The following is a 24413-nucleotide window of genomic DNA, read 5'->3' on the forward strand; positions in this document are numbered from 1 at the left end:
AGCGCGTGAAGGCCCCCTTCCCTCGGCTGAGCCGAGGGAAGGGGGCCTTCACGCGCTCCCGCGGCGCCAAGAAGACTGTGGCGACCGGGCCACTCACGACGCCCCTCTGGAGGCGCGCAAAACGATCAAATCGGGCACTTCGATCAGAAGCGGTGTCCTTTGTGGATAGGCGATCCGCCTGCCCGCCGGTTCGCGGGTCAGCGCACCTCTTGCCGCTGCCGCTTGCCGACGAAGCGCCACCCCACCGCCAGTACGACGACCAGCACCGGGATCGAGTAGAACGCGATCTTCTCCGCACCGTCGGAGAAGCCCATCAGGACCACGACCAGCACGAGGAAGCCGAGCGTCGCCCAACCGCTGTAGGGCGCCCACGGCATCCGGTAGGACGGCCGTTCCAGCTCCCCGCGCAACGCCGCCTGGCGCAGCCGCATCTGGCAGAAGATCAGCGTCGCCCACGTCGTGATCACCCCGAGCGAGGCGATCGCGATCGCGATGTCGAAAGCGTCCTTCGGCACCAGGTAGTTGAGCACCACGCCCAGCAGGTAGGCACCCGAGGTGAACAGGATCCCGCCGTAGGGCACGTGACGGCCGCTCATCTTGCCGACGAACTTCGGCGCCTCGCCCTTGTCCGCCAGCGCGCGCAGGATCCGGCCGGTGGAGTAGAGCCCGGAGTTGACGCTCGACAACGCGGCGGTGAGCACGACGGCGTTCATCACGTCACCGATGCCGGGGATCCCGAGCCGGGAGAAGACGGTGACGAAGGGGCTCTCGCCACCGTTGTAGAACGGCCACGGCAGCAACATCGCCAGCAGCAGCACGGAACCGACGTAGAACACGCCGATCCGCCAGACCACGCCGTTGATCGCCTTCGGCAGCACCTTGCGGGCGTCCTTGGTCTCACCGGCCGCGATCCCGACGACTTCGATCGCCGAGTACGCGAAGATGACCGCCTGCAGTGTCATCAGCGCGATGCCGACACCGGCCGGGAAGAATCCATTGTGGTCGGTCAGGTTGTGCACGCCCGCCTGGCTACCGCCGATGTCGGCGCTGGTGAGCACCAGCCCGGCGGCGACGACGAGGAAGATCACGATGGCCAGCACCTTGACCACCGAGAACCAGAATTCCAGCTCGCCGAACAGTTTCACCGAAAGCAGGTTCACCGCGATCAGTACGCCGAGCGCGATGAGCGCCGTGATCCACTGCGGCACGTCGGGCAGCCACTTGTGCGCGTAGATCGCGACCGCGGTGATCTCCGCGATGCCGGTCATCGCCCAGTTCACCCAGTACATCCAGCCGGAGGCGAAACCCGCCCAAGGCCCGATGAACTTGCGGGCATAGGTGACGAAGCTGCCGGAGGTCGGCTCGTGCAGCACGAGCTCACCGAGTGCGCGCATCACGAAGTAGGCGGCGATACCGCAGAGCGCGTACGAAAGGACCAGCGACGGCCCGACCTGATGGAGTTTGCCACCGGCACCGAGGAAAAGCCCGACGCCGATCGCGCCGCCGATGGCGATCATCTGCACTTGGCGGTTGCCCAGCGCTTTTGAGTAGCTTTCACCTTTTTCGGTGAGCAGCGAGGAATCCATGGTTGCCAGACGCTAGAGCGTGTGCGGCAGGTCACCAACACTGCTAAGGAAGACTTAAGGTGTGCGGCACGTCACTACGGTGGTTTTCCTGGTATTTCCCTTTTCGATTTGACAAGTTCACTCGCGAACCCCGATCTTCGCGCGCGAGGACGGCCTCCTACGCTACCGCCGTGGACCTCGCAGCGTTGCTGGACCGGATCGCCGACGACGTCGCGCCGGAGATCGGCCGCGGCTCCGTCGCGGACTACATCCCCGCCTTGGCCAGGGTCGAACCCCGGCGATTCGGGATGGCGGTGGCCGAAGTGGACGGTCGGGTCCACGGTGTCGGTGACTGGCGGACACCGTTCTCCATCCAGAGCATGTCGAAGGTCTTCACCCTGGCGCTCGCGCTCTCCCACGGCGACGGCGTGTGGACGCGGGTGGGCCGAGAACCGTCCGGCAACCCGTTCAACTCGCTGGTACAGCTGGAGAACGAGGACGGGATCCCGCGCAATCCGTTCATCAACGCCGGCGCGCTGGTGGTGACCGACGAGCTGGCGCATCACGGTGACGCGGCGGAGATCCTGCTTCGCTTCCTGCGCGAGGAAAGCGGGAACGCGGACATCGGCATCGACGCCGAGGTCGCCGCGTCGGAGGCCGGGCACGCCGACCGCAACCGCGCGCTCGCGTACTTCATGGCGTCCTACCGGAACATGCGCCGTCCGGTCCCAGAGGTCCTCGATCAGTACGTGCGCCAGTGCTCGATCGCGATGAACTGCGAAGACGTCGCACGCTCGGCGGTGTTCCTCGCCCGTCACGGCGTCCGCAACGACGGCGGCAGGCTGCTCGGGCTCAGCGCCGCCAAGCGGGTCAACGCGGTGATGCTGACCTGCGGCACCTACGACGCGGCAGGCGAATTCGCCTACCGCGTCGGACTTCCCGGCAAGAGCGGTGTCGGCGGCGGCATCGTCGCGATCGTCCCCGGCCGGTGCGCGGTCTGCGTGTGGAGCCCCGGCCTGGACCCGCGCGGCAACTCCGTCGCGGGCGTCGCGGCGCTGGACCGGTTGACCACCCTGACCGGCTGGTCGATCTTCTGAGCGGTTTGAAACCCGGGCGCCGGGGAAGTCGAGAGTGTGCAGACTTTCCTTCCTTGCGCCGATTTTCGCGCCACGGCCGAAGTGCTCGACGCGCGACGGCTCGGCAAGCAGCGGGTGGAGGCCATCCAGGTGCTGCGCGCGCTGACGGTGGCCGATTACGGCTGGCGTCATCATCCGGCCGCGACGATGTGGGCGGGCTACGAGGAGGCCCTGGTCAGGTACGGTTTCGACGTCTGCGAGGTCTGGTGCGCCACCGGCAGGCAGGACACCTGCCACGACACGTTGCGGGCCGATCTGCTCCGCACGACCGGTTTGACGGACGTCCGCACACAGGCGGAACTCGCGGACGAAGGCGAACTCCCGCCCTGGCTCGGTGACGCCGACTTCCATCGCAGTCACCGGTCCGCGCTGGTCCGCAAGGATCCGGAGCACTACCGGCCACGCTTTCCGGACGTTCCCGACGACCTCCCGTATGTCTGGCCCGCGTCGGACCGTCCACGACGGACACCCACCGAGAAGGGATGACGATGACGAAACGCTTCCACAAAGGAGACAAAGTCCGCTGGAACAGTCACGGCGGGCAGGCCGAAGGCGAAGTCTTGAAGGAGATCACCTCCGACACCGAAGCGGGTGGCCGCACGGTACGGGCGTCGAAGGACGAACCGCAGTACCTGGTCCGCAGCGACAAAAGCGGCGGTGAAGCGGTCCACAAACCCGACGCGCTGGAGAAGTTGTGAGCCACTCGTGGCTCACTTGCTGGGGTGCCCCATCTCGTGCCCTGGCCTTCCCTCGGTGCGCCGTTGCCGTTTGATGCGCTCTTCGTGCAGATGCCGCCGCCCTCCGGTCAAGTCGCCGGTGACGTCACGCGTCATGTCGCGGAAGGTCGTGTAGTAGCCGTCGTCGTATTCCTCGATCAGCTGGAAGGTCCACCGCTCCGGCAGCACGTTGAGCCCGATCAGCTCGGTCTGGATCCGCTCGGCCCAGTCCGGGTGACCGGCCTTCCGGAGCGCTTCGACGGTCTCGCCGAGTGCGAAATCGGCGGTTCCCGTGAGGTGGTGGAAGGCGTACAGATGGCCCCGCGCCTGTTCGACCGTCTCGAGGGCGAAGACCAGTTTTCCGACGGCGTCGACGGTCGTGTCGTCGGGTTCTGAGGGTGATTCCGGCATGATCGGGTGATTCCCCGGCGCCGTCGGTTTTACACCGCCCTCATCGGTGACTGTCCTCGGTGACTCTCGACGGCGATCCGGACGAACGAGCGGACCAGCGGGCTCTCCTGTCCGGTCACCCACGCGACGACGAGCGGGCTCGGCGGCATGTCTTCCAAGGGCACCCAGGTGAGCCCGTCGGGCAGGGGGTGCCCGAGCGGGGCGATGCCCGCGGTGCCGTTCCACAACACGGCCTGCACGCATTCGCTGACCGTGCGCACCACCGGGCCGGATGGCCGCTCGCCGACGGGCGCCGCCCCGTTCCAGTACGCGCGCCAGAGCGGATCCGTCCCGTCCGGCAGCTGGAACCACGGCCGATCGGCGACGTCGGCCAGCCGCAGCGAGTCACGACCGGCGAGCGGATCACCGGTGCGCAGGATGATCCCGACCGGTTCCGTGCGCAGGACGCGGATACCGATGCCGGTTTCGTCGAACGGCGACCGGGTCAGCGCGACGTCGGCCAGCCCGGCGCGCAGGCCGGTGGTGGGATCGGTGAAATCCGCCTCGCGGAACCGGATCGACACCTCCGGGTGACGACGGCGGAACGCCTCGGCCAGCCGCGTGCCCGCCTCCCCCGCGCCGTCGGACAGGGTGCCGACGGTGAGCGTCGCGGGACCCGCCGCGGCGCTCACGCGAGCGCGGGCCCGCTCGGCCCGGTCCAGCAGGGTGCGGGCCTCGGCGTAGAGGGTGGTCCCGGCCGCGGTGAGTTCGACGCCGGCGGCCGAGCGAAGCAGCAGCACGACCCCCAGGTCGCCTTCCAGCTGCTGGATGGCCCGGCTCAGCGGCGGCTGGGTCATGTGCAGCCGCGCGGCGGCCCGGCCGAAGTGCCGCTCCTCGACGACGGCGACGAAGTAGCGAAGCAGGCGGAGTTCCATCACCGGCGATGATACCCATCAGGTATCGGACCGGCGAAATCGGTCTTGGACGGCGAAGGGGTATCGGCGGGACATTCGGATCATGCCCTTCGAACCTCTCACCCACGAGCCCGCCGTCGAGCCTGGCCACGCCATCGAAATCGCCCGCGACCTGGTGGTGATCCCGAATCACGGTGTCGACCTCGTCCCCAACATCGGCGTCATCGGCGGTGCGCACTCGGTGCTCGTCGTCGACACCGGGCTGGGGCCGCGCAACGCCGAAAAGGTGCTCGCCTTCGCGGCCGAACACGCCCGCGGCCGCCGCGTGTACCTGACCACGACGCATTTCCACCCCGAGCACGCGTTCGGCGCGCAGGTCTTCGCGGACCACGCGACCTACCTCGTCAACAGCGCCCAGGCGGCGGATCTGGTCCACAAAGGACCCGGCTATCTGGAGATGTTCCGCGGCCTCGGCACGCCGGTCGCGCGGAACCTGGAAGGTGTGGACCTGGTCGCTCCGGACGTGGTCTACGGCGACGCCCACGAGCTCGACCTCGGCGGACGGGTCGTGCGGCTGACGGCCACCGGACGCGCCCACAGCAAGGGTGACCAGGTGGTGACCGTCCCGGACGCGGGGGTGCTCTTCACGGGGGATCTGGTCGAGACCGGCCAGTTCGCGATCTTCCCGTGGTTCCCGCCGTACGACACCGACGTCTCGGGACAGCGGTGGATCGAAGTGCTGCGACGGCTGGACGCCGCCGGGCCGGACCTCGTCGTCCCTGGCCATGGCGACGTCTCCGGACGCCGGATCCTGACCGACGTCCGTGAATATCTCGAACTGCTGCGCGACGAGACCTGGAAGCGGCGCGACTCGGCTCTCCCCGAAGAGACGATCGCCGCTGAGGTCGAAGCGCTGATGATCGAACGCCATCCGGATTGGGAAGGCCGGGACTGGATCTCGAAGGGCGTCGGCTGCCTCTGCGCGGAGCACTCAGGCCATGAGACAGCAAGCGCCGGTGAAGCAGCCGAAAGCCCCTCCGCTTGACGAGTTCTTCGAGTTGTCGAAGTGATCGATCGCGAAGTCCACTTCGGTCTGGCCCAACGCGGAGACGTCGACCCCGGAGTCGGCGAAGAAGCGGCGGATAGCGTCGGAAACAGTGGTCTGCATTGGAAATCTCCCTCTGAACCTGCGGTGTTCGGTACCGAAATCGTGCAGGTTCGGACCCATTCGCCGACAGTGCGAAGCAGCATGGACGACGTGTGGCTTTCGTCTGCTCCACTCGCCGGAACCGGGGTAGGCAACTGGAGCACCCGTCATCGGGACCACCCCCGCCAGGACAGGAGGCCGGACGGCTAGTCTCTTCGATGGCGAAAACCGCCATGCACCACGACGCCGGGAGATCTGAACCGCCATGCTGGACCGAGCAGTCATCGACGCCCTCTTCCCCGCCGACCTGCCCGAACCCGAGCACTGGGAACAGCGTTACCCCGCCCGCGATCTCCCCGAGGGCGCACTGGTCACCCGCTTCGGCCCGTCGCCGACCGGGTTCGTCCACATCGGCGGCATCTACGTCGCCACCATCGACCAGGACGTCGCCCGCCGCAGCGGCGGGCGCTACCTGGTCCGGGTCGAGGACACCGACCGGTCCCGCGAGGTCGAAGGCGCGATCGACCAGTTCGAGCGCGGCTTCGGCTACTTCGGTCTCGCGGCCGACGAGGACATCCACCGCGGCGGCGACTACGGCCCGTACCAGCAGTCCGAGCGCGAACAGATCTACCTGACCTACGTCCGCCACCTGCTCCGCCTCGGCCGCGCGTACCTCGACTTCGCCACCAAGGACGAACTCGCGGCGATCACCGCGCGACAGCAGGCGACGAAGCTGCCGACCGGCTACTACGGCTCGTGGGCCATCTGGCGCGACGCCGACCCCGCCGACGTCCAGGCCAAACTCGACGCGGGCGACCCGTACGTCGTCCGGTTCCGCGCGCCGGACGACACCGGCGCCCGCGCCCGGTTCACCGACGCCATCCGCGGCCCGCTCGAAGCCGAAGCGAACCGCAACGACGTCGTCATCCTGAAGAGCTCCGACCAGAGCCCCCGGCTGCCGACCTACCACTTCGCGCACGCGGTCGACGATCACCTCATGCGGGTCAACCTGGTCATCCGCGGTGACGAGTGGATCTCCTCGGTGCCGGTGCACCAGCAGCTGTTCGACGCCCTCGCCTTCGAGCCGATCACCTACGCGCACATCGCGCCGCTGATGAAGCAGGAGGGCGGCAGCAAGCGCAAGCTGTCGAAGCGCAAGGACCCGGAAGCGAGCGTCGACTTCTACATCGAGTCCGGCTACCCCGCCAAGGCCGTCCTCTACTACCTGCGCGGCCTCGCCAACGGCCGTCTCGCCGAAATGCCGCTCGACCAGGCCCTGAGCGAGCCGATCAACCTCGACGAATGCGGTGTCGCCGGCCCGCTGGTGGACCTGGTCAAACTCGACGACATCTCGGCCGACCACATCGCCACGCTGTCCGGCGCCGAGATCCTCGAAGAGGTCCGCGCCTGGGCGGAGCGGTTCGACCCGCCGCTGCGGACCGTCCTCGACGCCGAGCCCGAGCTCGCGCTCCGGGCGCTCGCCGTCGAGCGTGACGGCGCCGAGAACCCGCGCAAGGACCTGAAGAAGTGGAGCGAGTTCCGCGCCGTCTACGGCTTCTTCTTCCCGCAGCTGCACGCCGCCGTCGCCGGACCCGACGACGAGCGGATCGCCGCGCTCGGCGTCGACCGTGAGGTCGTCCAGGCCGTCGCGCGCGACTTCGTCGGGAACTACCAGCAGCTCGACGACGGCCAGGAGTGGTTCCAGCAGATCCGCGAGGTGGCGGCGAAGCACGGTTTCGCGAAGAACGCCAAGGAGTTCAAGAAGAATCCCGAGGGCTTCCCGGGCTCCATTCGCGAAGCTTCGCAGATCATCCGGATCGCGATCACCGGTTCGACCCGGAGCCCGGACCTGCACTCGATCACGCAGGCGTTGGGGCGCGAGGAGACGCTGAGCCGGTTCACCGGTCTCGTCGGCTAGGGACGGTCGTGGCCGGTACGCGTTCCCTCGCGTGGCGTGATCGGCCGGCTTCCGTGAAGGCCCCCTTGCCTACCCTCAAGGTAGTGAAGGAGGCCTTCACTACCAGGCGGCAGGCGAGGAGGGCCCCGCCGAGGCGGGGTGCGTCGCGCGACTGTCCACAAGGGACACCTTTCGGGAGCTCGGCGTCCGGTTGATGACGCTATGTGCGGTTCCGCGTGGGGTCGTGAATGGCGAATAGGGTTAGCACGGGGGGTGGGCGCTGGCGCCCGGTTCTGATGCGCGTGAAGGCCCCCTTCCCTCGGCTGAGCCGAGGGAAGGGGGCCTTCACGCGCAAAGACACCACCACAAAAGTCCCCTTAGGCACACCGGCCTCAGGTGACATACAGCCATCAATCGGTCACTGAGCCGCAGGAAGTCCTGGCCATATCCGGCCTCAGTGGGAGTTCCTTGCCCGCGCCAGTCCGTGAAGGCCTCCTTGAGGGACTCAGAGTCTCTCAAGGAGGCCTTCACGGATTTGCATATCTACGTCTGACCAGCAGATGAGCAGTGATTCGGCGGGCCGTTGAGCGTATCCATGAAGGAATTGGGACGTTGAGTGTCCCAATTCCTTCATGGACACCGTGGACCGCACCGGCTCGGGTGCTGATCAAGGAACCTCATTCCCGCCAAGAAGCGCACCGACCTACTGGTGCGGGAACGAGTCCCTCAAGGAGGCCTTCACGGACCACCCCGACACGCGGCCGCCCCACCGGCCTCGACGAGCACAGCACCACCCTGCACGGGCAAGGCTCTCCGGAGAATCGACCGACGGCCACCCGACTGAAACGCGCGAGCACCGACAGACGACTTACCCATTACGCAAGTAGGGAAAGTTGTGGTCAATGAGCGCTGATCGCGTTGTTCAACTGTGCTGGGAGTTCCGGCGGGTGGCCGCAGACGGCCGAGCGACGCTGTCGTACCCCGGGATCTCGGTGGTCCGCCGACGGCACGGCGAAATCGTCGACCGGACCTGGTTACCGGTCGGCGAAGAACCCACCTTCGCCGACGACGAAGCCCTGATCGCGGTCCTGCACGCCGCGTGGCACTGGAGCAGGAACGCCGCGTAGGCCGTCCACTTCGAAGGAGCCTACGACCGGTTCACTCCTCGCCCGACCGGTACCGCCGCCGGAGTTCTTCCTCCTGCTCGCGCGGTGACTTGTCGACCCAGCGGCCGTGGACCAGGTCGTTCTCCGTGTAGTCCGCACGCCGCGAGGCCCAGCTCGGCATCATGATCTTGCGGGTCCCGCCTCGTCCGCGATCGCGCAGATCGGTGACCACGGCGATGCCGATCACCAGTACGAGTACACCGAGTACGACCCAGATCACGACCATGTCCGCTCCCCCGCAGATGAGTCAAGTTCCGCAAGGGTAGCGCGACCGAGCCTCTCCCACGGAGGCCTTTTCCGCGGCATCCGTGGGAATCTCCCGATTCCGGGAGAGCGCGGGCGATCAGCCCCTGGCGTTCGGGTTGATCGCGTCGCCGGCCAGTCCGGTGGCGGCGTCGCCGAGCGCACCGGTGGAGTCGACGACGCCCTGACCGGCCGCGGTGGCCGAATCGACGGCGTCCTGTCCCGCGGCGGTGGCGTTCTCGGCGAGGCCCTGGCCGGTCTCGGTCAGCCCCTCGGCGGACTGGGTGACCTGGTCGGCGGCACCGGAAAGGTCGACTCCGGTCAGCTCGCTGACCTTGTCCCCCGCGCCGCCCAGCAGTTCGGCGGCCTTCTCCTTCAGCGAGTCGAACAGGCTCATCAGGGGTACTCCTCGGATCGTCGAGCACGGGGTGGCTGAAAGTTCACCGTACAGGACAAATCGGGCACCGTGTGCGACGGTCACCCGCCGGAGCCCTCACCGCGAAGATCCTCAGCGGCGAGAAGCCCGAACGCCCTTGTCCGCACTCAACGAATAGCGGACGTCGCAGGCGCTCATCATCTCGTCGTCATGGGTCGCCACGATGACGACGCAGCCGCGCCGGGCCAGATCACCGAGGAGGTGGATGACCCGTGCCCGGTTGGACTCGTCGAGTGACGCCGTCGGCTCGTCGACGAAGACGGCCTTGGCGTCCTTGTAGAGAGCCCTGGCGATCGAGAGTCGCTGTTTCTCGCCACCGCTGAGATGCGAGGCCTGTTCCTCGTCCCGGCCGGCCAGCCCGGTCAGCTCGAGGACGGCCTTCATCTTCCGCTGGTCCCCGATCACTCGCGAGCCGAAGACGCCGGCCTTCATCACCACGTTGAAGGCGACCGACTCCTCCTCCATCACGCCGTAGTCCTGCAGGACGAAGGCCCCGGAATCCTTCCAGAACCGTCGCCGGGCCCGCGCGTTCCAGCCGCCGGTGTCGGCGCCGTCCATCAGGACCCGGCCCGCGGTCGGCCGCTGCAGCAAACCCAGGCAGTGCAACAAGGTCGTCTTGCCGCAGCCGCTGGGCCCGACGAGGGCGGTCATGGTCCCCGGACCGCAGGAGAGCGAGGCGTCGTGGACGATTTCCCGGCCGTCGATGACGACGGAAACGGCATCGGCTCGTATTTCCATGATGGAGGTCTTCCCGTCTAGAGAGTGCGTCGCCGGACGTTGGCGAAGGTCCAGCGAGTGGCCAGGAGATGCGTGACCGGGGAGGCGACGAGGCAGAGTATCGCCGCCGCCGTCGCGAGCAGCGCACCATCGCCGCCGCGGAGCAGGATGATCGTTACGGCCAGCGCGGCGCCCACGAGCCATTCCGGGGCGACCCGCCCGGCGAGGATTTCGGACCAGCGCTGTCCGGCGAGCCGGAGCGGGAAATCCCGCCGGGCGTGCAGTACGGCCGCGATGAACGCCGCGATCAGCGAGGAAACGACCAGTGCCACCAGCAGCGCCACCAAGGAAACCCCTTCGAGCCAAGCGAAATACGCGGTGAACTGGGCGAGCAGGATCCCCTCTTCCGCCGCGTACTTCACGTTCGCCTTGTACTGCAGGCCGTGCTGGGCCAGCAGAGCTTGCGTGGGGCCGAGCCCGGTGAACACGAGATTCCGGCTGGACGCGATGGACGCGAGGAAGTCGTCGTTGAACGTGGCGTGCAGATCCGGGACGACCGCGACGATCGCGTCCGCCGGGAACACCAGTTCGCCGCTTCCGGCCACGGCCAGCGGAAGCTGTTCCGGCTGCGAGAAATGGTAGAACGAGAACTTGCCGAACACCTCGGCCGCGGACCCGCCTCCGCGCTTCCACAGGTCCAGGTTGTCCACCAGGAACTTCTGCGTGCTGTCCGGAATCCGCTCTGGAGGGAGTGGCGCCAGCCGTCCCTTCCCGTTGCCCAGCATCAGGTTCAACCAGCCCTGGCTGACCAGCGCCAGGTGTCCGGAGGGGCCCAGGTCGACGCCTTCCACGGCCCCCGCGTTCCAAGTGTAGGAGAGCGCGACGTCGCCGCGTTGTTCCGCGTCGCGCACCACGTCACCCACTTTGCCCATGATCTCCTGGAACCCGCTTTCGCCCATCGCCGCGGGGAAGGACAGCGCGACCTGATCCGCCAGGGATTTCCATTGGGACTGCTGGAGAGCGGTGTTCCTGGCGTTCGCGTAGGCGGTGTACGCCGGGGAAACCGCGGCCAGCACCAGAACGAAGATGAGGGCCTTGAGCACCAGCGAAACGCCGCGCAGGGATTTGACGGCGGGATCGCGGTTGGCCAGCATCGCGGGCCCAGGCCAGGACGCCACGGACATCACCAGCGCGCACAGCATCGTCACGACGATCACGATCGCGTCGAACATCAGCAGGATCGAGAGGTAAAGCGGCGCGAAGACCCACCCTTGCGTGGCACCGATGACGACGACGGCGGCCGCGTCGACGACGACGGCGGCCAGTACCATCGCGAACAGGAAGCCCCGCAGATCCTCGTACTGGATCCGCCAGGTCGAAACGCCGGCGAGCGCACGGAGCGCCCGTCCCCTGGCCTTGACCGAAAGCCAGTACAGCACCAGCGAAGCCATCAGCGCGGTGGCGGCCAGCAGGCTCATCAGGAAGCTGCCCTGCCGCGCCACCGATTCCAGTGTCGTACCGAGATCGTTGTCGTTCCACTTGGCGATCACCTGATGCGCCGTCAACCATTCCCGGAACTCGGGAAGCCGGTCGGCCGAACCGGTGACGAGGTATTGACCGCTCGCGTATGAGTGTTCGAGCGCCGCGTTGCTCCTGATCTCGGCGTCCTTCTCGTCTCCGAAACGTGTGATCCGCTCCGGGAATCCGCCCGCGGTGCCGACCTTCACGAAGACCTGGCCGGACTGATCGCCGCCGAGATCCGGCGCGACCTTGAGCAGGCCCGCCCCCAGACGATCGCTCAGGCGTCCCAGCTCACCGATCGCCTCCGCGTCCGACAGGCCGGCATTGACGAAGTCCAGCTCGACGACGGACTTGGTCCCGAGTTGCTGCGGATAGGTCCGATCGTGCAGGTTCGCCATCAGGGTCACCGCGACCGCCAGCAAGGCGAACAGCATCGCCGAAACCGCGACCACTACTTTTCTGTGCAACGACTTTCCTTCGATCGCTCAACCGGGAGGAGCCCCGCCGTATCCGGCCGGCGCGCGACCGGCCGGATACGGCGGGGATTCAGATCAGCAGGTGCGGTAGTAGTACGCGTCGTCCGCACCGGGGGTGTTGACGGCGTACTTCTCCGCGGTGGATCGCTGGCCGGCGGCCGTGTTGGCACTGCGCACCAGGTCACCGTTGAGCTTGACGGACGACCCGTGACACCTGTTCACGGTGTAGTACGAACGGACCTTGACGTTCCAGAAGCCGTACTGCCACGTCCCTCCGCTCGACGGGTACTGCGTAGTCGGGCCGGGGTGCAGCCAGGCCATCGCGGGCGGCGCCGCCACGCCGACACCCACGAATCCGAACGAGGCGATGACGGCCGCGGCCACGCCCTTTCTGATTCTGCTCGTCTCCACTTTCGCTTCCATTGTCGAACACGCTCCCCATCAGGTTGAGAATATACCGATTGCAAGGCGATCGCCGATATCCCGGAACCGGACGAACAGAGAACACGAAAGAGTAAATGCGATTCTCGACCACGACTCGTGGTCGACTCTTGAAACCCCAGAACCCCCACCGTGTCACCCGATCGTGTCTCAGACCGTACGAGCACCCGCATGATCGAAACAACCCGGCGCCAGGTAACAAAAGGATAAAGCCAACAAAGGGCGATTACCCGTCGGCAATTACGGGATGGTTGAAAAAGAACCTATTCACCGACTATGGTGATCATTCAGTTGAATCCTGCGAATATCCGAGTTCGATCGCCTGCGCCGCATCGATACGCACTTTTACGCTTCGAAGACCGCGGTATCCGCAAATCGATCGAAACCTGCAGATCACGCTGAGGACTTCGCTTAGCGATTCTTTAGCGGGAGACGGATGAAATCAGGCTCCGCGCGCGGAAGACCGACCGTGCACGGATCGTCGGGGCGCCGGCACTCAGAGACAGGGCGGGGTGTGGCGGTCGACGCGCAGTCCCCGGAAGTCGAGTTCGTTCGGGGTCTTGCCGACGAAGACCAGGCCGCGCGCCTCGGCCAGCGCGGACGCGAACGAGTACGACGGCTTCCCGAGTTCAGGCAGCGTGGTCCACGCGCGGGGCGCGAAGCTGAAGAACCTCTTCACGAGCCTCCCGCCGGTCGACGGCACCTTCGTGAGCCACTTGTCGCCGCCACTCCAGTGCGAGGCCGGCCGCAGCTGCACGTAGAGGTCGTCGGTCGCGCGGTAGGTCATCCAGAAACCGGCGGATTTCGAAAGGTCGGCCTGCGCCTCGAACCGGTTCCCCAGCCATACGACGATCACATGCCATTCGGCGTTGAGGAAGGTCACCTTGGCCGCGTATCCACCGCGTTCACGGACGAGCAGGCTGCCGGTCGCCGGAACCGTCGTACCCTCACCGGACGCGAGCCACTGCTGCAACCGGTCGATCGACGGGGTCGCGCATTCGCAGCCGTGCCGCGACGGCTGTCCGCCGGACGCGTTCGCCGTCGCCACGGGGCCGGCGAGTGAGACCAGAAGCACGGACGCGGCCACCGCGAGCGTCCTGCTGAAGGGGATCCTGGAGCCTCCGCGCATTCCGGGAAGTTAGCACAGCGGTCGCCGAAACCGCCGTACAGCGGGAAAGGGTGCCCCGATGAGCGGGACAAGTCCACTGTGGATGGTCGCCGGTCAGCTCGCGAGCAAGTCGTCCAGCTCGGCGGCGAAGAGTACGGCGGGGTCGAAGCCCATCCCGGCGAAGTGACCGGCGAGCTCGAGTGACAGGACGCCGTGGATCCGCGTCCAGAACGTCACGGCACGCCGGAGCACCGAGGGTGACGCCGGATGGCCGCCCGCCCACTCCCGATGGTCTGCGAGATGGACGTCGAACGGCGTCACCCGCCCAGCGTCGGGACACACGGCGTGGACGTCGAGCAGCACCGCCATGATCTCGTTCGAGATCTTCGTGGTGTCGCCGGGCGCGTGATAACCAGGGATCGGCGTGCCGTAGACGAACAGATAGCGCTGAGGGTCCGCCAGCGCCCATTCCCTGATGGCGTAGGCGACTTCACGGGCCGACCCGGAGGCTGCCCGGACGGCGTCGGCCAGGCTCCGGTAGGCGTCGCGGATGAGGTCCGTGATCAGGTCGTCGCGGTTGGCGAAGTACCGGTAGAGCGCCGGACCGCTCATGCCCACGTGTTTGGCGATCGCGTTGAGGGACAACGCCGAGACCCCCGTCGTGGCCAGCTGCTCCCACGCGTGCCGCTTGATCTCCGCGCGCACCTTGGCCCGGTAGCGCTCGCGCGAGGTCTTCCCGTCCGCGTCCATCGATCACCCCTTTCCAGACCTCACTGAAGGTTAGAGGTTATCACTTTACTTATTGACACTCACTCACGCTTGGTTATAGCTTCTAGCTATCACTACTGGCGCTAACTTGATCGCATGAAGGAGCCGTCTCATGTCGGACACTCGGAAGCCCCGCCCTCACCCTGGCCCGCTGTCCGTCCTCATCTCCGCCTGGGCGGTGCCGATCATGATCGTCGGCCAATTCGCGATGATCGCGATCGTCCCGGTCGTCATCGTCCTGATCGGCACCCTGCGCGACACCCGGCTCAACGCACTCCGCTGGGGCGCGATCGCCCTCACCGCCGCCTACGCGACGCCGTTGGCACTCTGGGCGATCGGGCCCGAGCGCGCGCAGAGTCTTTCCAAGGACATGCATCCCGTCTTCGCCGCGATCATCGTGGCTGTGGGGTTGGCGTTCGCGGTGGCGTACCCCGTTTTGCGCCGGAAGGCCCGCCAACCTCGTGAGGGGTAAGGCAAACGTGGTGTCCGTGAAGGCCTCCTTCCCTACGCTCAAAGTAGGGAAGGAGGCCTTCGCTACCGTCGGATGTGATCCCTGGTGACGGTGGGACCGCTGTGACCTCGGCGGCCGGTCGTGAAGTACATGCCCAGCCACCGTCCCACCCGAGACACGACACGTTTGCCTTATCCCTCGATAACCCGAAACGCCACTCACGACCCCGGTAGCCCGAAGGAAGCCTTCCGCGAGGCCCGTCGCAAGGTCGCGAGTACGGCGGGCCCCAGCACCAGGATCGCCACCGCGTTGGTGATCGCCCGCCCGGTGTCCCAGCCGGCCGTCGAAGTCAGCAGGGTGAACACGGCGAACCGGTGCAGGTTCTCCAGCACCGGGGCGCCGGGCACGTAGGAGATGTGGCCGTCGTGGTACGGCACCTCGGCGTCGGTGATGAACGGCCAGAACCACAGGTTCATCAGGAATCCGAAGACATACGCGACGAAGATCCCGTAGCCGGCGAGCATCGCGATCTCGGCCTTGCCGGTGACACGGCGTGGCAGTAGTCCGGCGCCCATCCCGATCCACGCCGAGCACATCATCTGGAACGGCAGCCACGGCCCCACTCCCGCGGTCAGCAACGCGGAAGCGAACATCGACGTACAGCCCAGCACGAAACCGAATCCGGGCCCGAGCACCCGCCCCGCCAGCACCAGGACGAAGAACACCGTCTCGATCCCCGCGGTCCCCGCGCCCAGGGGACGCAAGGCCGCGTTCACCGCCGAAAGGACCCCGAGCATCGCGAGGGCCTTGGAATCCATGCCCCCTTCGGACATCTCGGCGAGCACGATGACGATCAGGACCGGGAGGAGCCCGATGAACACGAACGGCGCGTCCGGGCCGTGCTGCGTCGCCTGCGGTTCGACGCGGACCAGGAGCGGCCACACGAACATCATCAGCCCCGCGAGCGACGCGAGCGCGAGCACCAGCGCCGAGCGTGGCCCCAGCCGGACCGCGGGCGCGGTGGTCACCGGACCTCCTGCCCGAGTGCCGAGCGGACGTCGTCGACGGTGAGCCACGGTTCGCCGAGGATCTTGGCGACCTGCGTCGCGAACGCCGGCGAGCCGCCCAGTACCTCGGCGGTCGGGCCGTCGGAGACGATCTCTCCTTCCGCCATCACGACCACGCGTCGCGCGACCGTCGCGACGAACTCGACATCGTGCGTGGCCACGACGACCGCTTTCCCCTCGGCCGTCAGTGACGCGATCATCTGCGCCAGCGCCGCCTTCGCCGTGTAGTCGAGGCCTCGGGTGGGTTCGTCCAGCAGCATGATCCGGGGCGCGGCCGACAACTGCACCGCGAGTACGAGCGCGAGCCGCTGTCCCTCAGACAGGTCACGCGGATGCGAATCGGGATCGATACCCGGAGCGAGCCTGTCGAGCAGCGCCCGGCAACAACCCGGTTCCGCGCCCGATTCCGCGTCGGCGGCCTCGCATTCGGCGGCGACGGTCTGCAGGTACAGCAGGTCGCTCGCGGTCTGCGGCACCATCCCGACGAGCGCGCGGGCCGCCGGGCTGCTCAGCGTCTTCGGATCCTTGCCCTCGACGGTGACCTTGCCGCCCTGCCGCGGGCCGGAGCCCTGCACCGCCCACAGCAGCGACGACTTGCCGGAGCCGTTGCGGCCCATCATCGCCAGCACTTCGCCCGCCCGCAGGACGAGATCGACCTCCCGTACCGCGACCTTCGGCCCGTACCGGACCACGATCCCGGAAGCGGTGAGCACCTCCTCGCCCTCGGTCGTGGTCCGGACCGGCGGAGTCCCCAGTGACAGCGAGGAAGCGCGACGGCGGGCATCGCGTACCGTCATCGGCAGCGGGTCCCATCCCGCCATCCGTCCTAATTGGACGATGGGTGGCGCGATGGGCATATCCTTCAGCACCTCGGGCGGCGGGCCGTCCACCACCGCACCGGTGCCCGGAACGTAGATCATCCGGTCCGCGAACGGGATGACGCGTTCCATGCGGTGTTCGGCCATCAGCACCGTCGTGCCGAGGTCCTCCACCAGCCTGGCCAGCGTCGCCAGTACCTCCTCGGCCGCGGTCGGATCCAGCGCGGACGTCGGTTCGTCCAGCACGAGCACCTTCGGATGCGTGGTGAGCACCGAGCCGATCGCCACCCGCTGCTGCTGTCCGCCGGACAGTGTCCGCAACGCGCGCCTGCGCAGTTCCGCGATGCCGAGGAGATCGAGCGTCTCCTCGACGCGGCGGCGCATCACCTGCGGATCGAGGCCGAGTTGTTCCATGCCGTACGCCAGTTCGTCCTCGACGGTGTCGGTGACGAAGCCCGCCAGCGGGTCCTGTCCGACGACGCCGACCAGATGCGCGAACTCCCGGGGCGGCCGCGATCGCGTCGTGACGCCGTCGACGGACACCGTGCCGTCCAGATGGCCGCCGGTGAAATGCGGGACGAGGCCGTTGATCGTGCCGAGCAGCGTCGATTTGCCCGCCCCGGTCTGGCCGGCGAAGAGCACGAGTTCGCCCTCACCGATGGACAGCGTCACGTCGGACAGCACCGGTTCGGAGCGGCCGCGGTAGGTGAAGGAGACCTGATTCAGTTCGATCATGCGTGCACTTCTTCTTCGAGCGCGGCGTACGGCGGTTCGGGGGCCGGGGTCAGGAAGGCGGGCAGCACTCCGGCCAGTACCCCGAGCAGCGGGCCCCACGACAGCGACGGCCAGGACAGATGGAGCAGTGAAGGGTTGAGGTCCATCGGGTTCACGCTGGAGGTCATGAACAGGACGCCCGCGACCACGAGCCCGCTCGCGGCGACGACGAGTTCCGCCGGATGCCAGCGATCGGGCCGGTAGCGGGTGCGCTGGACACGTTTGCCCGCGGACCAGAATCCGGCGAGCCCGATCACCACCCCGGCGGAAAGCACCGGAGCGGCGAGGAATCTGGGGGTCGAACCGTCCAAAGTGGCGTATACGCCGACGCAGACCCCGAGCAGGCCGACGATCATCAGCGTGCCGGTGAGCAGCCGGGCACGCGCCTCGATCGTCCCGGCCCGTCCGTAGCCGCGGGAGTCCATCGACGCGGCGAGCTGCAGCGAACGGGACAGCGCGTCCTCCAGCACCGGGATGAGGACGGCGTGCAAGGCCTTCATCTTCTTGCCCGACCCACCCCGCAGTTTGCGGGCACGCCGGACCCGCAGCACACTCTCGGCGAGCTGCGGGAACACCGACAACGCGACGATCACCGCGGTGCCCACTTCGTACAACGCGGGCGGCATCGCCTTGAGCAGGCGTTTCGGGTTCGCCAGCGCGTTGGCCGCGCCGAGGCAGATCACCATCGTGGCCAGCCGCATCCCGTCGTAGAGCCCGCCCAGCAACGATTCCGCGGAGACGTCGCCGAACAGCCGGATGCCCGCCGCCCACGCGGGCAGCGGGATTTCGGGCAGCCGCAGGATGATCGTGGCACCTTCGCCGCCGCCGAACACGAACCGGAAGAACAACCGGACCGCCACGATGAGCGCGCCGAGGTAGAGGTAGAGCCGGAACGCCAAGGCCCACGGGGCCTCGGTGCGCCGGGCCACGACGACGTATCCCGCGACGGCCACGATGGTCAGCAGCAGCCACGGGTTCGTCGTCCTGGCCGCCGCGACGGCGAGGCCGAGCGCCCACACCCACCAGGCGGCCGGATGCAGGTCGCGCGGCAGGAAGTACGACGTCATCAGGTTCCCTGTGCGCGTTTACGCCTGCGTGCCACCAGGAATCCGGCAACACACAACAGCAGGACGGCCGCTCCCGCCGCGAAAGGGGCCCAGCCGCTCGCGCCGGATTCACGGTCGATCATCGCGTTGACGTCCTCGGCGTTCTCGCCACCGGTGAACGCGACGTTGCCCGACGGGTCGTTCGCCTTCGGCCGCACCGACGCGCTCGGGCGCGGCTTGGGCGGCGGCAGCGCGCCGGCACTCTGTCCCGCCGCGGGCGGCTCGCCCGCACCCGGCCCCTCGCCCGCGGGCGGCTGGAGGCCCTGGCCGGGTTGCTGCCCATTTCCGGCCTGCGGCCGTTGGCCCTGCCGTTCGGCAGGGTCGCCGGTGGCCGGCTTCGCTTCCTCAGGTGGCGCGCAGGGCTGGCTCTCGGTACCCGGTCGCACCGCGGAGATCCGCGGGACCGGGTTGTTCGCCGTGGAGGCGTTCAGTGAGAAGGACCAGCCCTCGAACCCGCCGGGGATGAAGTCCCGGTTCTTCACACCCCATTGGCTGTAGTCCCAGGCGCAGTTGTTCGAAGCTTGCCAATAGGACCAGTACGCCCCGGAGGGAGGCGTGTCGACGCACAGCTCGCGGTACTGCTCGCGCCCGGCGACCGGAAGCTGCTCGGTCGCGGACGGCCGGTTCTCGATCCGGCAGACGAACGACTCACCCCAGCGCTGCACACCGGCGATCTGGAAACCCGCGCCCTTGAGCGCGTCCAGCCCGGTGCCGCGGGTCGGCTGGGGATTGCAGCGCACGATGGTCGTGCCACCGAGCTGCTGGAAGTCGACGACCACGGTGACCCCGGTGCCGTCCTTGCAGAAACCGGGATGCCCCTTGCTCTGATCGATCGCGTGCGCGGGCGGCGCCGTGGCGGCGATCAGGAAGATCGCCACCACCACGCCGAAGACCCTCCTCATTGGACAGTGCGGGCCGGGTTCGACGGCGTGACCCCGGGCGGCGGGTTGGTCGAGGAGGACTTGTTCAGCGAGAACGACCAGCCTTCGAAACCACCGGGGACGACGTTGCGGTTGAGCGCGCCCTGGCTGCTGTAGGTCCAGGCGGAACCGGAACCGTCGGCGTACCAGTAACCCCAGTACGCGACCGGCGACGGGGTGATCACACACGCTTCCTTGTAGTTCGGATTGGTCGACAGCGGAAGGGTTTCCGTCGCGGCCGGGCGGCCCTCCAGGCGGCAGACGAAACCGAGGCCCCACTTCGCGGTCCCGGCGACGGCGATCCCCGCGTCCTGCAAGGCCTTGATACCGGTCCGGGCGGTGCCGGGACTCGCGTTGGGCGAGCAGCGCGTGATCGTCGGCGCGGCGGTGCCACCGTTGCCGTCCAGTTCCTGGAAGTCGACGACGACGGTGACCCCGGTGAGGGCGTCGGCGCCGGCGCAGACCCCGTTGTAGCCCTTGGCCGGGTCGACCGCCTGCGCTGTCGCGGGCACGGCGATCGTCAGTCCGATGAGGACGGACGTGACGGCGAGCAGTTTTCTCATGACGAGACCCCCTTGGTCTTGATGAATCGGCGGAGCAGGAAAATCAGCGCGATCGCCGCGAGCAGCAGCGATCCGGCCAGTCCGGTCAGACCCCACATCAGCCAGGGCGGCCAGGCGGGCTGAGCGGTGGCCTGCAATGGGGTGCCGGACGCGGCGTCGGCTTCCGAAAGCGGCAGCCGGAGGGCGGGCGACAACGGCGAATCGGCCGCGGTGAGCCACGACCGGCCCGCGACCCCCGGCGCGGCGGCCAGGCTCGTCGGGAAGTCGGTCTCTCCCTCGCCCGCCGCGACCGGTTCCTTGGCGAATCCGCCGTCGGCGCGCGCGAGCTTGCCCAGCGAACGCGCGGTACCGCTCGCGTCCAGCCCCGCCACCTGCCTGGCGGCGGCGACCGAAGCGCTGAGCACGACGTCCGGTCGCCCCGCTTCGCCGGTCACCACTCCCTCGCCGGTCGGCCGGACGCCGAGCGCCTTCACCGCGGAGACGACCGCCGACACGCGTCGTTCGGACCAGCCGTCCGGTCGTTTCGTGGCGGGCGCGGCGTCGGTGAACGGCCGGGCGGCCAGCGCGGTGACCGCCGCGGCCGTCGCGGCGAGATCACCGGAGCCGCACTCCATGGTGTCGAGGTGTTTCGGGAACGTGCCGTCGGCGCACTGGCGTGAGAGGAGCAATTCGACCGCGGCACCGGGATCGGCGGCGGTGGCGAGCAAGGCCCACGTGTGGCGTTCGACCGTCTCGTCCGCGTCGGCGAAGGAACCGATGTCGGTGAACTTGCCGTCCTCACCACGGAGTTTCACCAGCTCGCCCCGCAGTTGACCCGCGAGGTCGGCCTTCGCGAACTCGGCGACGAGCACGAGCTTCGCGAGCGGTTCGGCGTAGGACGCGCCACCCTGTTCGTACGGCGCGCCGTGCGCGTAGGCCCGCACGGCTTCCGGCGTCAGCAGGAATTTCGACGCGCGAGCGACCGCGTCCGGCTGTTCGTCCAGCGCCCGCAACGCGAGCACGAGATCCGCGGTGGCGTCGTAATCGACGTAGGTCTTGCCGTCCTCGGCGACCTCGACGTGGTCGCCGCCGGTCAAGTGGTTCGCCAGGTAGGCGCCCAGCCGGGCGGCGGGCGTCGCCGCGGACGGCGAGACCATCGCGTCCGGGGCCGCCTTCAGTACGGTGGTCTTCCTCGGGGCCGACGTGCTGTTCTTCTGCGCGCGTGCGGGTTTCGGCTTGGCCATCGGCGGCGTGACGGTGACCGTGGCCGGTTCCGCCACGCTGCTCCCCGGTGGCGGCCCGGCGCCCCTCGCGAGCGCGTAGAACCCGGTCTGTGCCAGTCCGAGGGAGGCCTGAGCGCCGGCGCGGATCCAAGTGTCGAGCCCGCTGATCCCGTTGGTGCGGCCGGCTTCGTAGGAAGCCGGGTTGTAGGCGATCGCGCCGAGGTCGCGCGCGAGGGAGTTCCCGGCGTCGGCCGCGGCCGTGGCCTGGGCGGATTTGAGGAAACGCACCCCGCGATCCACCGCCGCTTCCGCGCCGCCGACGTCGGCGAGTGCCTGGACGATCAGGCCGGTGCTGTTGGTGTTCGGTGCCTCGGTGCCGACGCCACCACCCCAGCCGCCGCCGGCGCTCTGGTTCGCGACGAGCCAGGAGACGGCCTTGGCGATCGGGGTGTCGAGGCCGGTCGCGCCCGCCTTCCGCGCGGCCACCAGCGCCGACAGCGAGATGCCGGTGGCGTCGCCATCCGTCGCGGACTGGCCGGCTGCCTTACCTTCGTCGCACGTCGAAACTTTCTCTCCGCCCGGCGTGACGTGGTCGCCGGTCTCGGTCGTCTTGACGTGCCCGAAGGCGATGCGGAAGTAACCCTCGGAACACTGCTGGGTCAGCAGTTTGTCGATGGCGAGCCGGTCGTTCTCGCCCGCCGCCGCGAGCCCGATGACGCCGAGCGCCTGCGCGAACATGTTCGCGTTGTTGGTCACGGCGTCGGCGAGCTCGGGGTTCTTCGAATAGTCGCTGACCCGGCCCTTGTCCGGCCCCTTGCGCATGATCGCGGCCTTGGTCTCGGCGACCATGTCGTGGCCGTCGAAGTTTCGCGGGTCGCGGCCGGAGACCTCGGCCGCGACCAGCGTTTTCGCCACCGCGCCGCCGACGATGACCGCGTCGTACCCGGCGCCCGGGACCAAGCCGTCCCAGGTGAAGAAGTCGGTGGCGTGGCCCTGGTCGTCGAGGAACTTCACGATCGGTTCGGCGCGCGCCCCTTCGCCCGACGCGTACATCGCGAACAGCACGTCGAGCATCAGCCCGTGGTCGGGCAACGCGCCGCCGTTGGGATCGTCCAGCGTGCCGTCCGGCTTCAGTTTCGTCGCGAGCCACCGGGAATTCGCCTGCGCCGCGCCGCGGTCGCTCGCGGCCGTCGCCGTACCCGTGAGCAACGCGGCGACCAGACCGGCGCTGACGGCGAAGGACAAGGCGGCCAGATACCCGCGGCGCATGTACTCCTCCTTTTGCGGGCACGAAGGAGGACAGGCGCGGACGCCGGGGTCACCCCTGTTTATCGCGACAGTGGTTCGGACTTCTGATCGTTCATCCGCCCGTTCGGTATCCCGGCTCGCCCCGGTGAAAGGGCCCACGGTTGCGCGACAGCGCCGGATTTCGACCGGCTTCCCCGTCACGGGCGGCGGTGTTGAGTTGTCGAGCCAGCCGAGGTTAACACCCGATCACTCGCGGCAGGCACCGCTGACCAGGTCGTTGCCAGGATCACATCGCCGCTCGCGCCCGGCGGTACCGCGGCACCCGGCGGAGATGAGACTCTTCGGGTCGTCCGATTCAGCGCGGTCGTGGGGGAAGTCCGGTGAGAGTCCGGCGCTGTCCCGCAACGGTATGCCTTCCCGGCGAGCCCGGTCACCCACGTCGCGCGGTGTCACCGCCGACTCCTGTCGTGGAAATGCGGGAAAGGGTTCTCATGAGACGTTTGTTCCTCGCCGTCGCCATACTGTGCGGCATCGGGCTGGTCGCCGCCCCGGCGGCGACCGCGGCCACCCCCGACAAAGCGGAGGCCGCGGCGGGCTGGCTCGCCAGGCAACTGATCGACGGGGAGCGGTTCGAGGCCGACTTCGGCGGCCAGAAGTTCCCCGACCAGGGCCTGACGATCGACGCCGTCTTCGCGTTCGCCGCCGCCGGGGTGTCGGACACGAACGCGGGCAAGGCGATCGCGTGGCTGGCGAAGCCGGAGATCACCACCGGCTACGTCGGAAGCGGCAGCGAGGCGTACGCGGGCGCGCACGCCAAACTGATGCTCGCCGCGCAGATCCGGGGCGAGAACCCGGCGTCGTTCGGCGGCGTCGACCTGAAGGCGGGGCTGCTCTCGCTGCTCACGCCGTCCGGCCGGTTCTCGGACCGATCCGAATTCGGCGACTACTCCAACGCGCTTTCGCAGTCGCTCGCGCTGCTCGCGCTCGACCGCACCGCCAGTGGCGCTCCCGCGTCCGCCGTCACGTTCCTCGCGGGTACGCAATGCGCGGACGGCGGCTTCCCGCTGAACTTCGGCGAGGCGACGTGCACGAGCGACGTCGACGCGACCGCGACGGCCGTCCAGGCGTTGCGCGCTACCGGTGACGCGGTGAACGCCGCTGAAGGCACCGCGTGGCTGGTCACCAAGCAGCACGCGAACGGCGGCTTCGGCTTCGCCACCAACGCGCCCAACGCCAACAGCACCGGCCTCGCCGCCCAAGCCTTGGCGGGCCACCGTCCCGTCGCCGCGGCCAAGGCCCGCGAATTCCTGCGTTCGCTGCAGACCGGCTGCACCGGCGCGGCGGCGGACCGGGGCGCGATCGCCTACGACGCCACGGGCCTGAACCCGTCGACCGCCCCGCGTGCGACCGCGCAGGCGATCCTCGGCCTGGCGAGGGTTCCGTTGAGCGACCTGCACGGCGGCGGCCGTCCGCAGGCACCGGTGCTCGCCTGCCCCCGCGTTTAGTCCTCTGAGTGCGGTGGGCGGGGCCGGACCGAGGCTTCCGGCGCCCCTTCGGTACAGGTGGTCGTGTGTGGCGGTTAGGGGGTTTAACCCTATCGGCCCCCACGCGGCGGTGGCGCCG

24 protein-coding genes and 2 riboswitches are annotated in these 24413 nt (G+C 68.4%); of the genes, 8 read left to right on the plus strand and 16 right to left on the minus strand.

Translation table 11 applies throughout. The features are described 5' to 3' along the window. Positions 1–197: 197 nt before the first annotated feature. Complete coding sequence (locus tag ACZ5ZX_RS31200) at positions 198–1586, minus strand: amino acid permease (RefSeq protein ID WP_465505560.1); 1389 nt, start codon at positions 1584–1586, stop codon at positions 198–200. Positions 1587–1756: 170 nt separating this feature from the next. On the opposite strand from ACZ5ZX_RS31200, the gene ACZ5ZX_RS31205 reads away from it, so the two are divergent. The 3 genes from ACZ5ZX_RS31205 to ACZ5ZX_RS31215 are packed head-to-tail and all read left to right on the plus strand — an operon-like array spanning position 1757 to position 3399. Further along, on the plus strand, positions 1757–2662 hold the full coding sequence (locus tag ACZ5ZX_RS31205) for a glutaminase (protein WP_465505561.1): 906 nt from the start codon (positions 1757–1759) through the stop codon (positions 2660–2662). A 36-nt stretch (positions 2663–2698) separates the two neighbouring features. Beyond that, positions 2699–3187: an MSMEG_6728 family protein gene (locus ACZ5ZX_RS31210; protein WP_465505562.1), complete on the plus strand. Its 489-nt coding sequence runs from the start codon at positions 2699–2701 to the stop codon at positions 3185–3187. Positions 3188–3189: 2 nt separating this feature from the next. Further along, positions 3190–3399, plus strand: coding sequence for a hypervirulence associated TUDOR domain-containing protein (locus ACZ5ZX_RS31215; RefSeq protein ID WP_465464932.1), 210 nt, complete (start codon positions 3190–3192; stop codon positions 3397–3399). 12 nt (positions 3400–3411) lie between these two features. On the opposite strand, the gene ACZ5ZX_RS31220 is transcribed toward ACZ5ZX_RS31215, so the two are convergent. Next, positions 3412–3828 (minus strand): hypothetical protein, encoded by a 417-nt coding sequence (locus ACZ5ZX_RS31220; protein WP_465505563.1) that lies wholly within the window; start codon positions 3826–3828, stop codon positions 3412–3414. Positions 3829–3857: 29 nt separating this feature from the next. Then, complete coding sequence (locus tag ACZ5ZX_RS31225; RefSeq protein WP_465505564.1) at positions 3858–4742, minus strand: LysR family transcriptional regulator; 885 nt, start codon at positions 4740–4742, stop codon at positions 3858–3860. Between the two features lie 82 nt (positions 4743–4824). On the opposite strand from ACZ5ZX_RS31225, the gene ACZ5ZX_RS31230 reads away from it, so the two are divergent. From ACZ5ZX_RS31230 to ACZ5ZX_RS31240, 3 genes are all read left to right on the plus strand, one after another. Next, positions 4825–5766 (plus strand): MBL fold metallo-hydrolase, encoded by a 942-nt coding sequence (locus ACZ5ZX_RS31230; protein WP_465505565.1) that lies wholly within the window; start codon positions 4825–4827, stop codon positions 5764–5766. A gap of 367 nt (positions 5767–6133) precedes the next feature. Continuing rightward, on the plus strand, positions 6134–7786 hold the full coding sequence (locus ACZ5ZX_RS31235) for a glutamate--tRNA ligase (protein ID WP_465505566.1): 1653 nt from the start codon (positions 6134–6136) through the stop codon (positions 7784–7786). Between the two features lie 881 nt (positions 7787–8667). Continuing rightward, positions 8668–8892, plus strand: a complete 225-nt coding sequence (locus tag ACZ5ZX_RS31240) for a hypothetical protein (RefSeq protein WP_465505567.1) — start codon at positions 8668–8670, stop codon at positions 8890–8892. A gap of 31 nt (positions 8893–8923) precedes the next feature. Here ACZ5ZX_RS31240 and ACZ5ZX_RS31245 read toward each other — a convergent pair whose 3' ends face one another. The 7 genes from ACZ5ZX_RS31245 to ACZ5ZX_RS31275 form a co-directional block, all read right to left on the minus strand. After that, entirely contained in the window at positions 8924–9157 is a 234-nt protein-coding gene (locus ACZ5ZX_RS31245) for a hypothetical protein (protein WP_465505568.1), read from the minus strand. Positions 9158–9274: 117 nt separating this feature from the next. Continuing rightward, positions 9275–9571 (minus strand): hypothetical protein, encoded by a 297-nt coding sequence (locus ACZ5ZX_RS31250; protein ID WP_465505569.1) that lies wholly within the window; start codon positions 9569–9571, stop codon positions 9275–9277. 111 nt (positions 9572–9682) lie between these two features. Continuing rightward, positions 9683–10348, minus strand: a complete 666-nt coding sequence (locus ACZ5ZX_RS31255) for an ABC transporter ATP-binding protein (RefSeq protein ID WP_465505570.1) — start codon at positions 10346–10348, stop codon at positions 9683–9685. Positions 10349–10365: 17 nt separating this feature from the next. After that, positions 10366–12315: a hypothetical protein gene (locus tag ACZ5ZX_RS31260; protein WP_465505571.1), complete on the minus strand. Its 1950-nt coding sequence runs from the start codon at positions 12313–12315 to the stop codon at positions 10366–10368. Between the two features lie 84 nt (positions 12316–12399). After that, positions 12400–12735, minus strand: coding sequence for a lactococcin 972 family bacteriocin (locus tag ACZ5ZX_RS31265; RefSeq protein ID WP_465505572.1), 336 nt, complete (start codon positions 12733–12735; stop codon positions 12400–12402). A gap of 526 nt (positions 12736–13261) precedes the next feature. Then, a complete protein-coding gene (locus ACZ5ZX_RS31270; protein WP_465505741.1) occupies positions 13262–13852 on the minus strand; it encodes a hypothetical protein in 591 nt (196 codons plus the stop codon). Positions 13853–13987: 135 nt separating this feature from the next. Further along, positions 13988–14623, minus strand: coding sequence for a TetR/AcrR family transcriptional regulator (locus ACZ5ZX_RS31275; RefSeq protein ID WP_465505573.1), 636 nt, complete (start codon positions 14621–14623; stop codon positions 13988–13990). 130 nt (positions 14624–14753) lie between these two features. On the opposite strand from ACZ5ZX_RS31275, the gene ACZ5ZX_RS31280 reads away from it, so the two are divergent. Then, a complete protein-coding gene (locus ACZ5ZX_RS31280) occupies positions 14754–15113 on the plus strand; it encodes a hypothetical protein (protein WP_465505574.1) in 360 nt (119 codons plus the stop codon). A gap of 197 nt (positions 15114–15310) precedes the next feature. Here the strand turns inward: ACZ5ZX_RS31280 and ACZ5ZX_RS31285 are convergent, their stop codons facing one another. The 6 genes from ACZ5ZX_RS31285 to ACZ5ZX_RS31310 are packed head-to-tail and all read right to left on the minus strand — an operon-like array spanning position 15311 to position 22811. Beyond that, on the minus strand, positions 15311–16120 hold the full coding sequence (locus ACZ5ZX_RS31285) for an ECF transporter S component (protein WP_465505575.1): 810 nt from the start codon (positions 16118–16120) through the stop codon (positions 15311–15313). Beyond that, positions 16117–17712, minus strand: coding sequence for an ABC transporter ATP-binding protein (locus ACZ5ZX_RS31290; RefSeq protein ID WP_465505576.1), 1596 nt, complete (start codon positions 17710–17712; stop codon positions 16117–16119). The genes ACZ5ZX_RS31285 and ACZ5ZX_RS31290 overlap by 4 nt, the downstream gene beginning before the upstream one ends. Next, positions 17709–18818: an energy-coupling factor transporter transmembrane component T gene (locus ACZ5ZX_RS31295; protein ID WP_465505577.1), complete on the minus strand. Its 1110-nt coding sequence runs from the start codon at positions 18816–18818 to the stop codon at positions 17709–17711. The genes ACZ5ZX_RS31290 and ACZ5ZX_RS31295 overlap by 4 nt, the downstream gene beginning before the upstream one ends. Then, positions 18818–19741 (minus strand): ABC transporter substrate-binding protein, encoded by a 924-nt coding sequence (locus ACZ5ZX_RS31300; RefSeq protein WP_465505578.1) that lies wholly within the window; start codon positions 19739–19741, stop codon positions 18818–18820. The genes ACZ5ZX_RS31295 and ACZ5ZX_RS31300 overlap by 1 nt, the downstream gene beginning before the upstream one ends. Before the next feature lie 14 nt (positions 19742–19755). Continuing rightward, positions 19756–20340 (minus strand): flagellar hook-length control protein FliK, encoded by a 585-nt coding sequence (locus ACZ5ZX_RS31305; protein WP_465505579.1) that lies wholly within the window; start codon positions 20338–20340, stop codon positions 19756–19758. After that, the gene (locus ACZ5ZX_RS31310; RefSeq protein WP_465505580.1) at positions 20337–22811 is read right to left on the minus strand and encodes a hypothetical protein; all 2475 of its coding nucleotides are present in this window, start codon (positions 22809–22811) and stop codon (positions 20337–20339) included. Before ACZ5ZX_RS31310 ends, ACZ5ZX_RS31305 begins: the two co-directional genes overlap by 4 nt. An 83-nt stretch (positions 22812–22894) precedes the next feature. Next, positions 22895–23010: riboswitch (cobalamin riboswitch) on the minus strand. 109 nt (positions 23011–23119) lie between these two features. Then, a riboswitch (cobalamin riboswitch) is annotated at positions 23120–23246 on the plus strand. A gap of 35 nt (positions 23247–23281) precedes the next feature. On the opposite strand from ACZ5ZX_RS31310, the gene ACZ5ZX_RS31315 reads away from it, so the two are divergent. Beyond that, complete coding sequence (locus tag ACZ5ZX_RS31315; RefSeq protein WP_465505581.1) at positions 23282–24295, plus strand: peptidase; 1014 nt, start codon at positions 23282–23284, stop codon at positions 24293–24295. Positions 24296–24413 lie beyond the last annotated feature (118 nt).

This window comes from Amycolatopsis sp. NPDC033938, assembly GCF_055575975.1.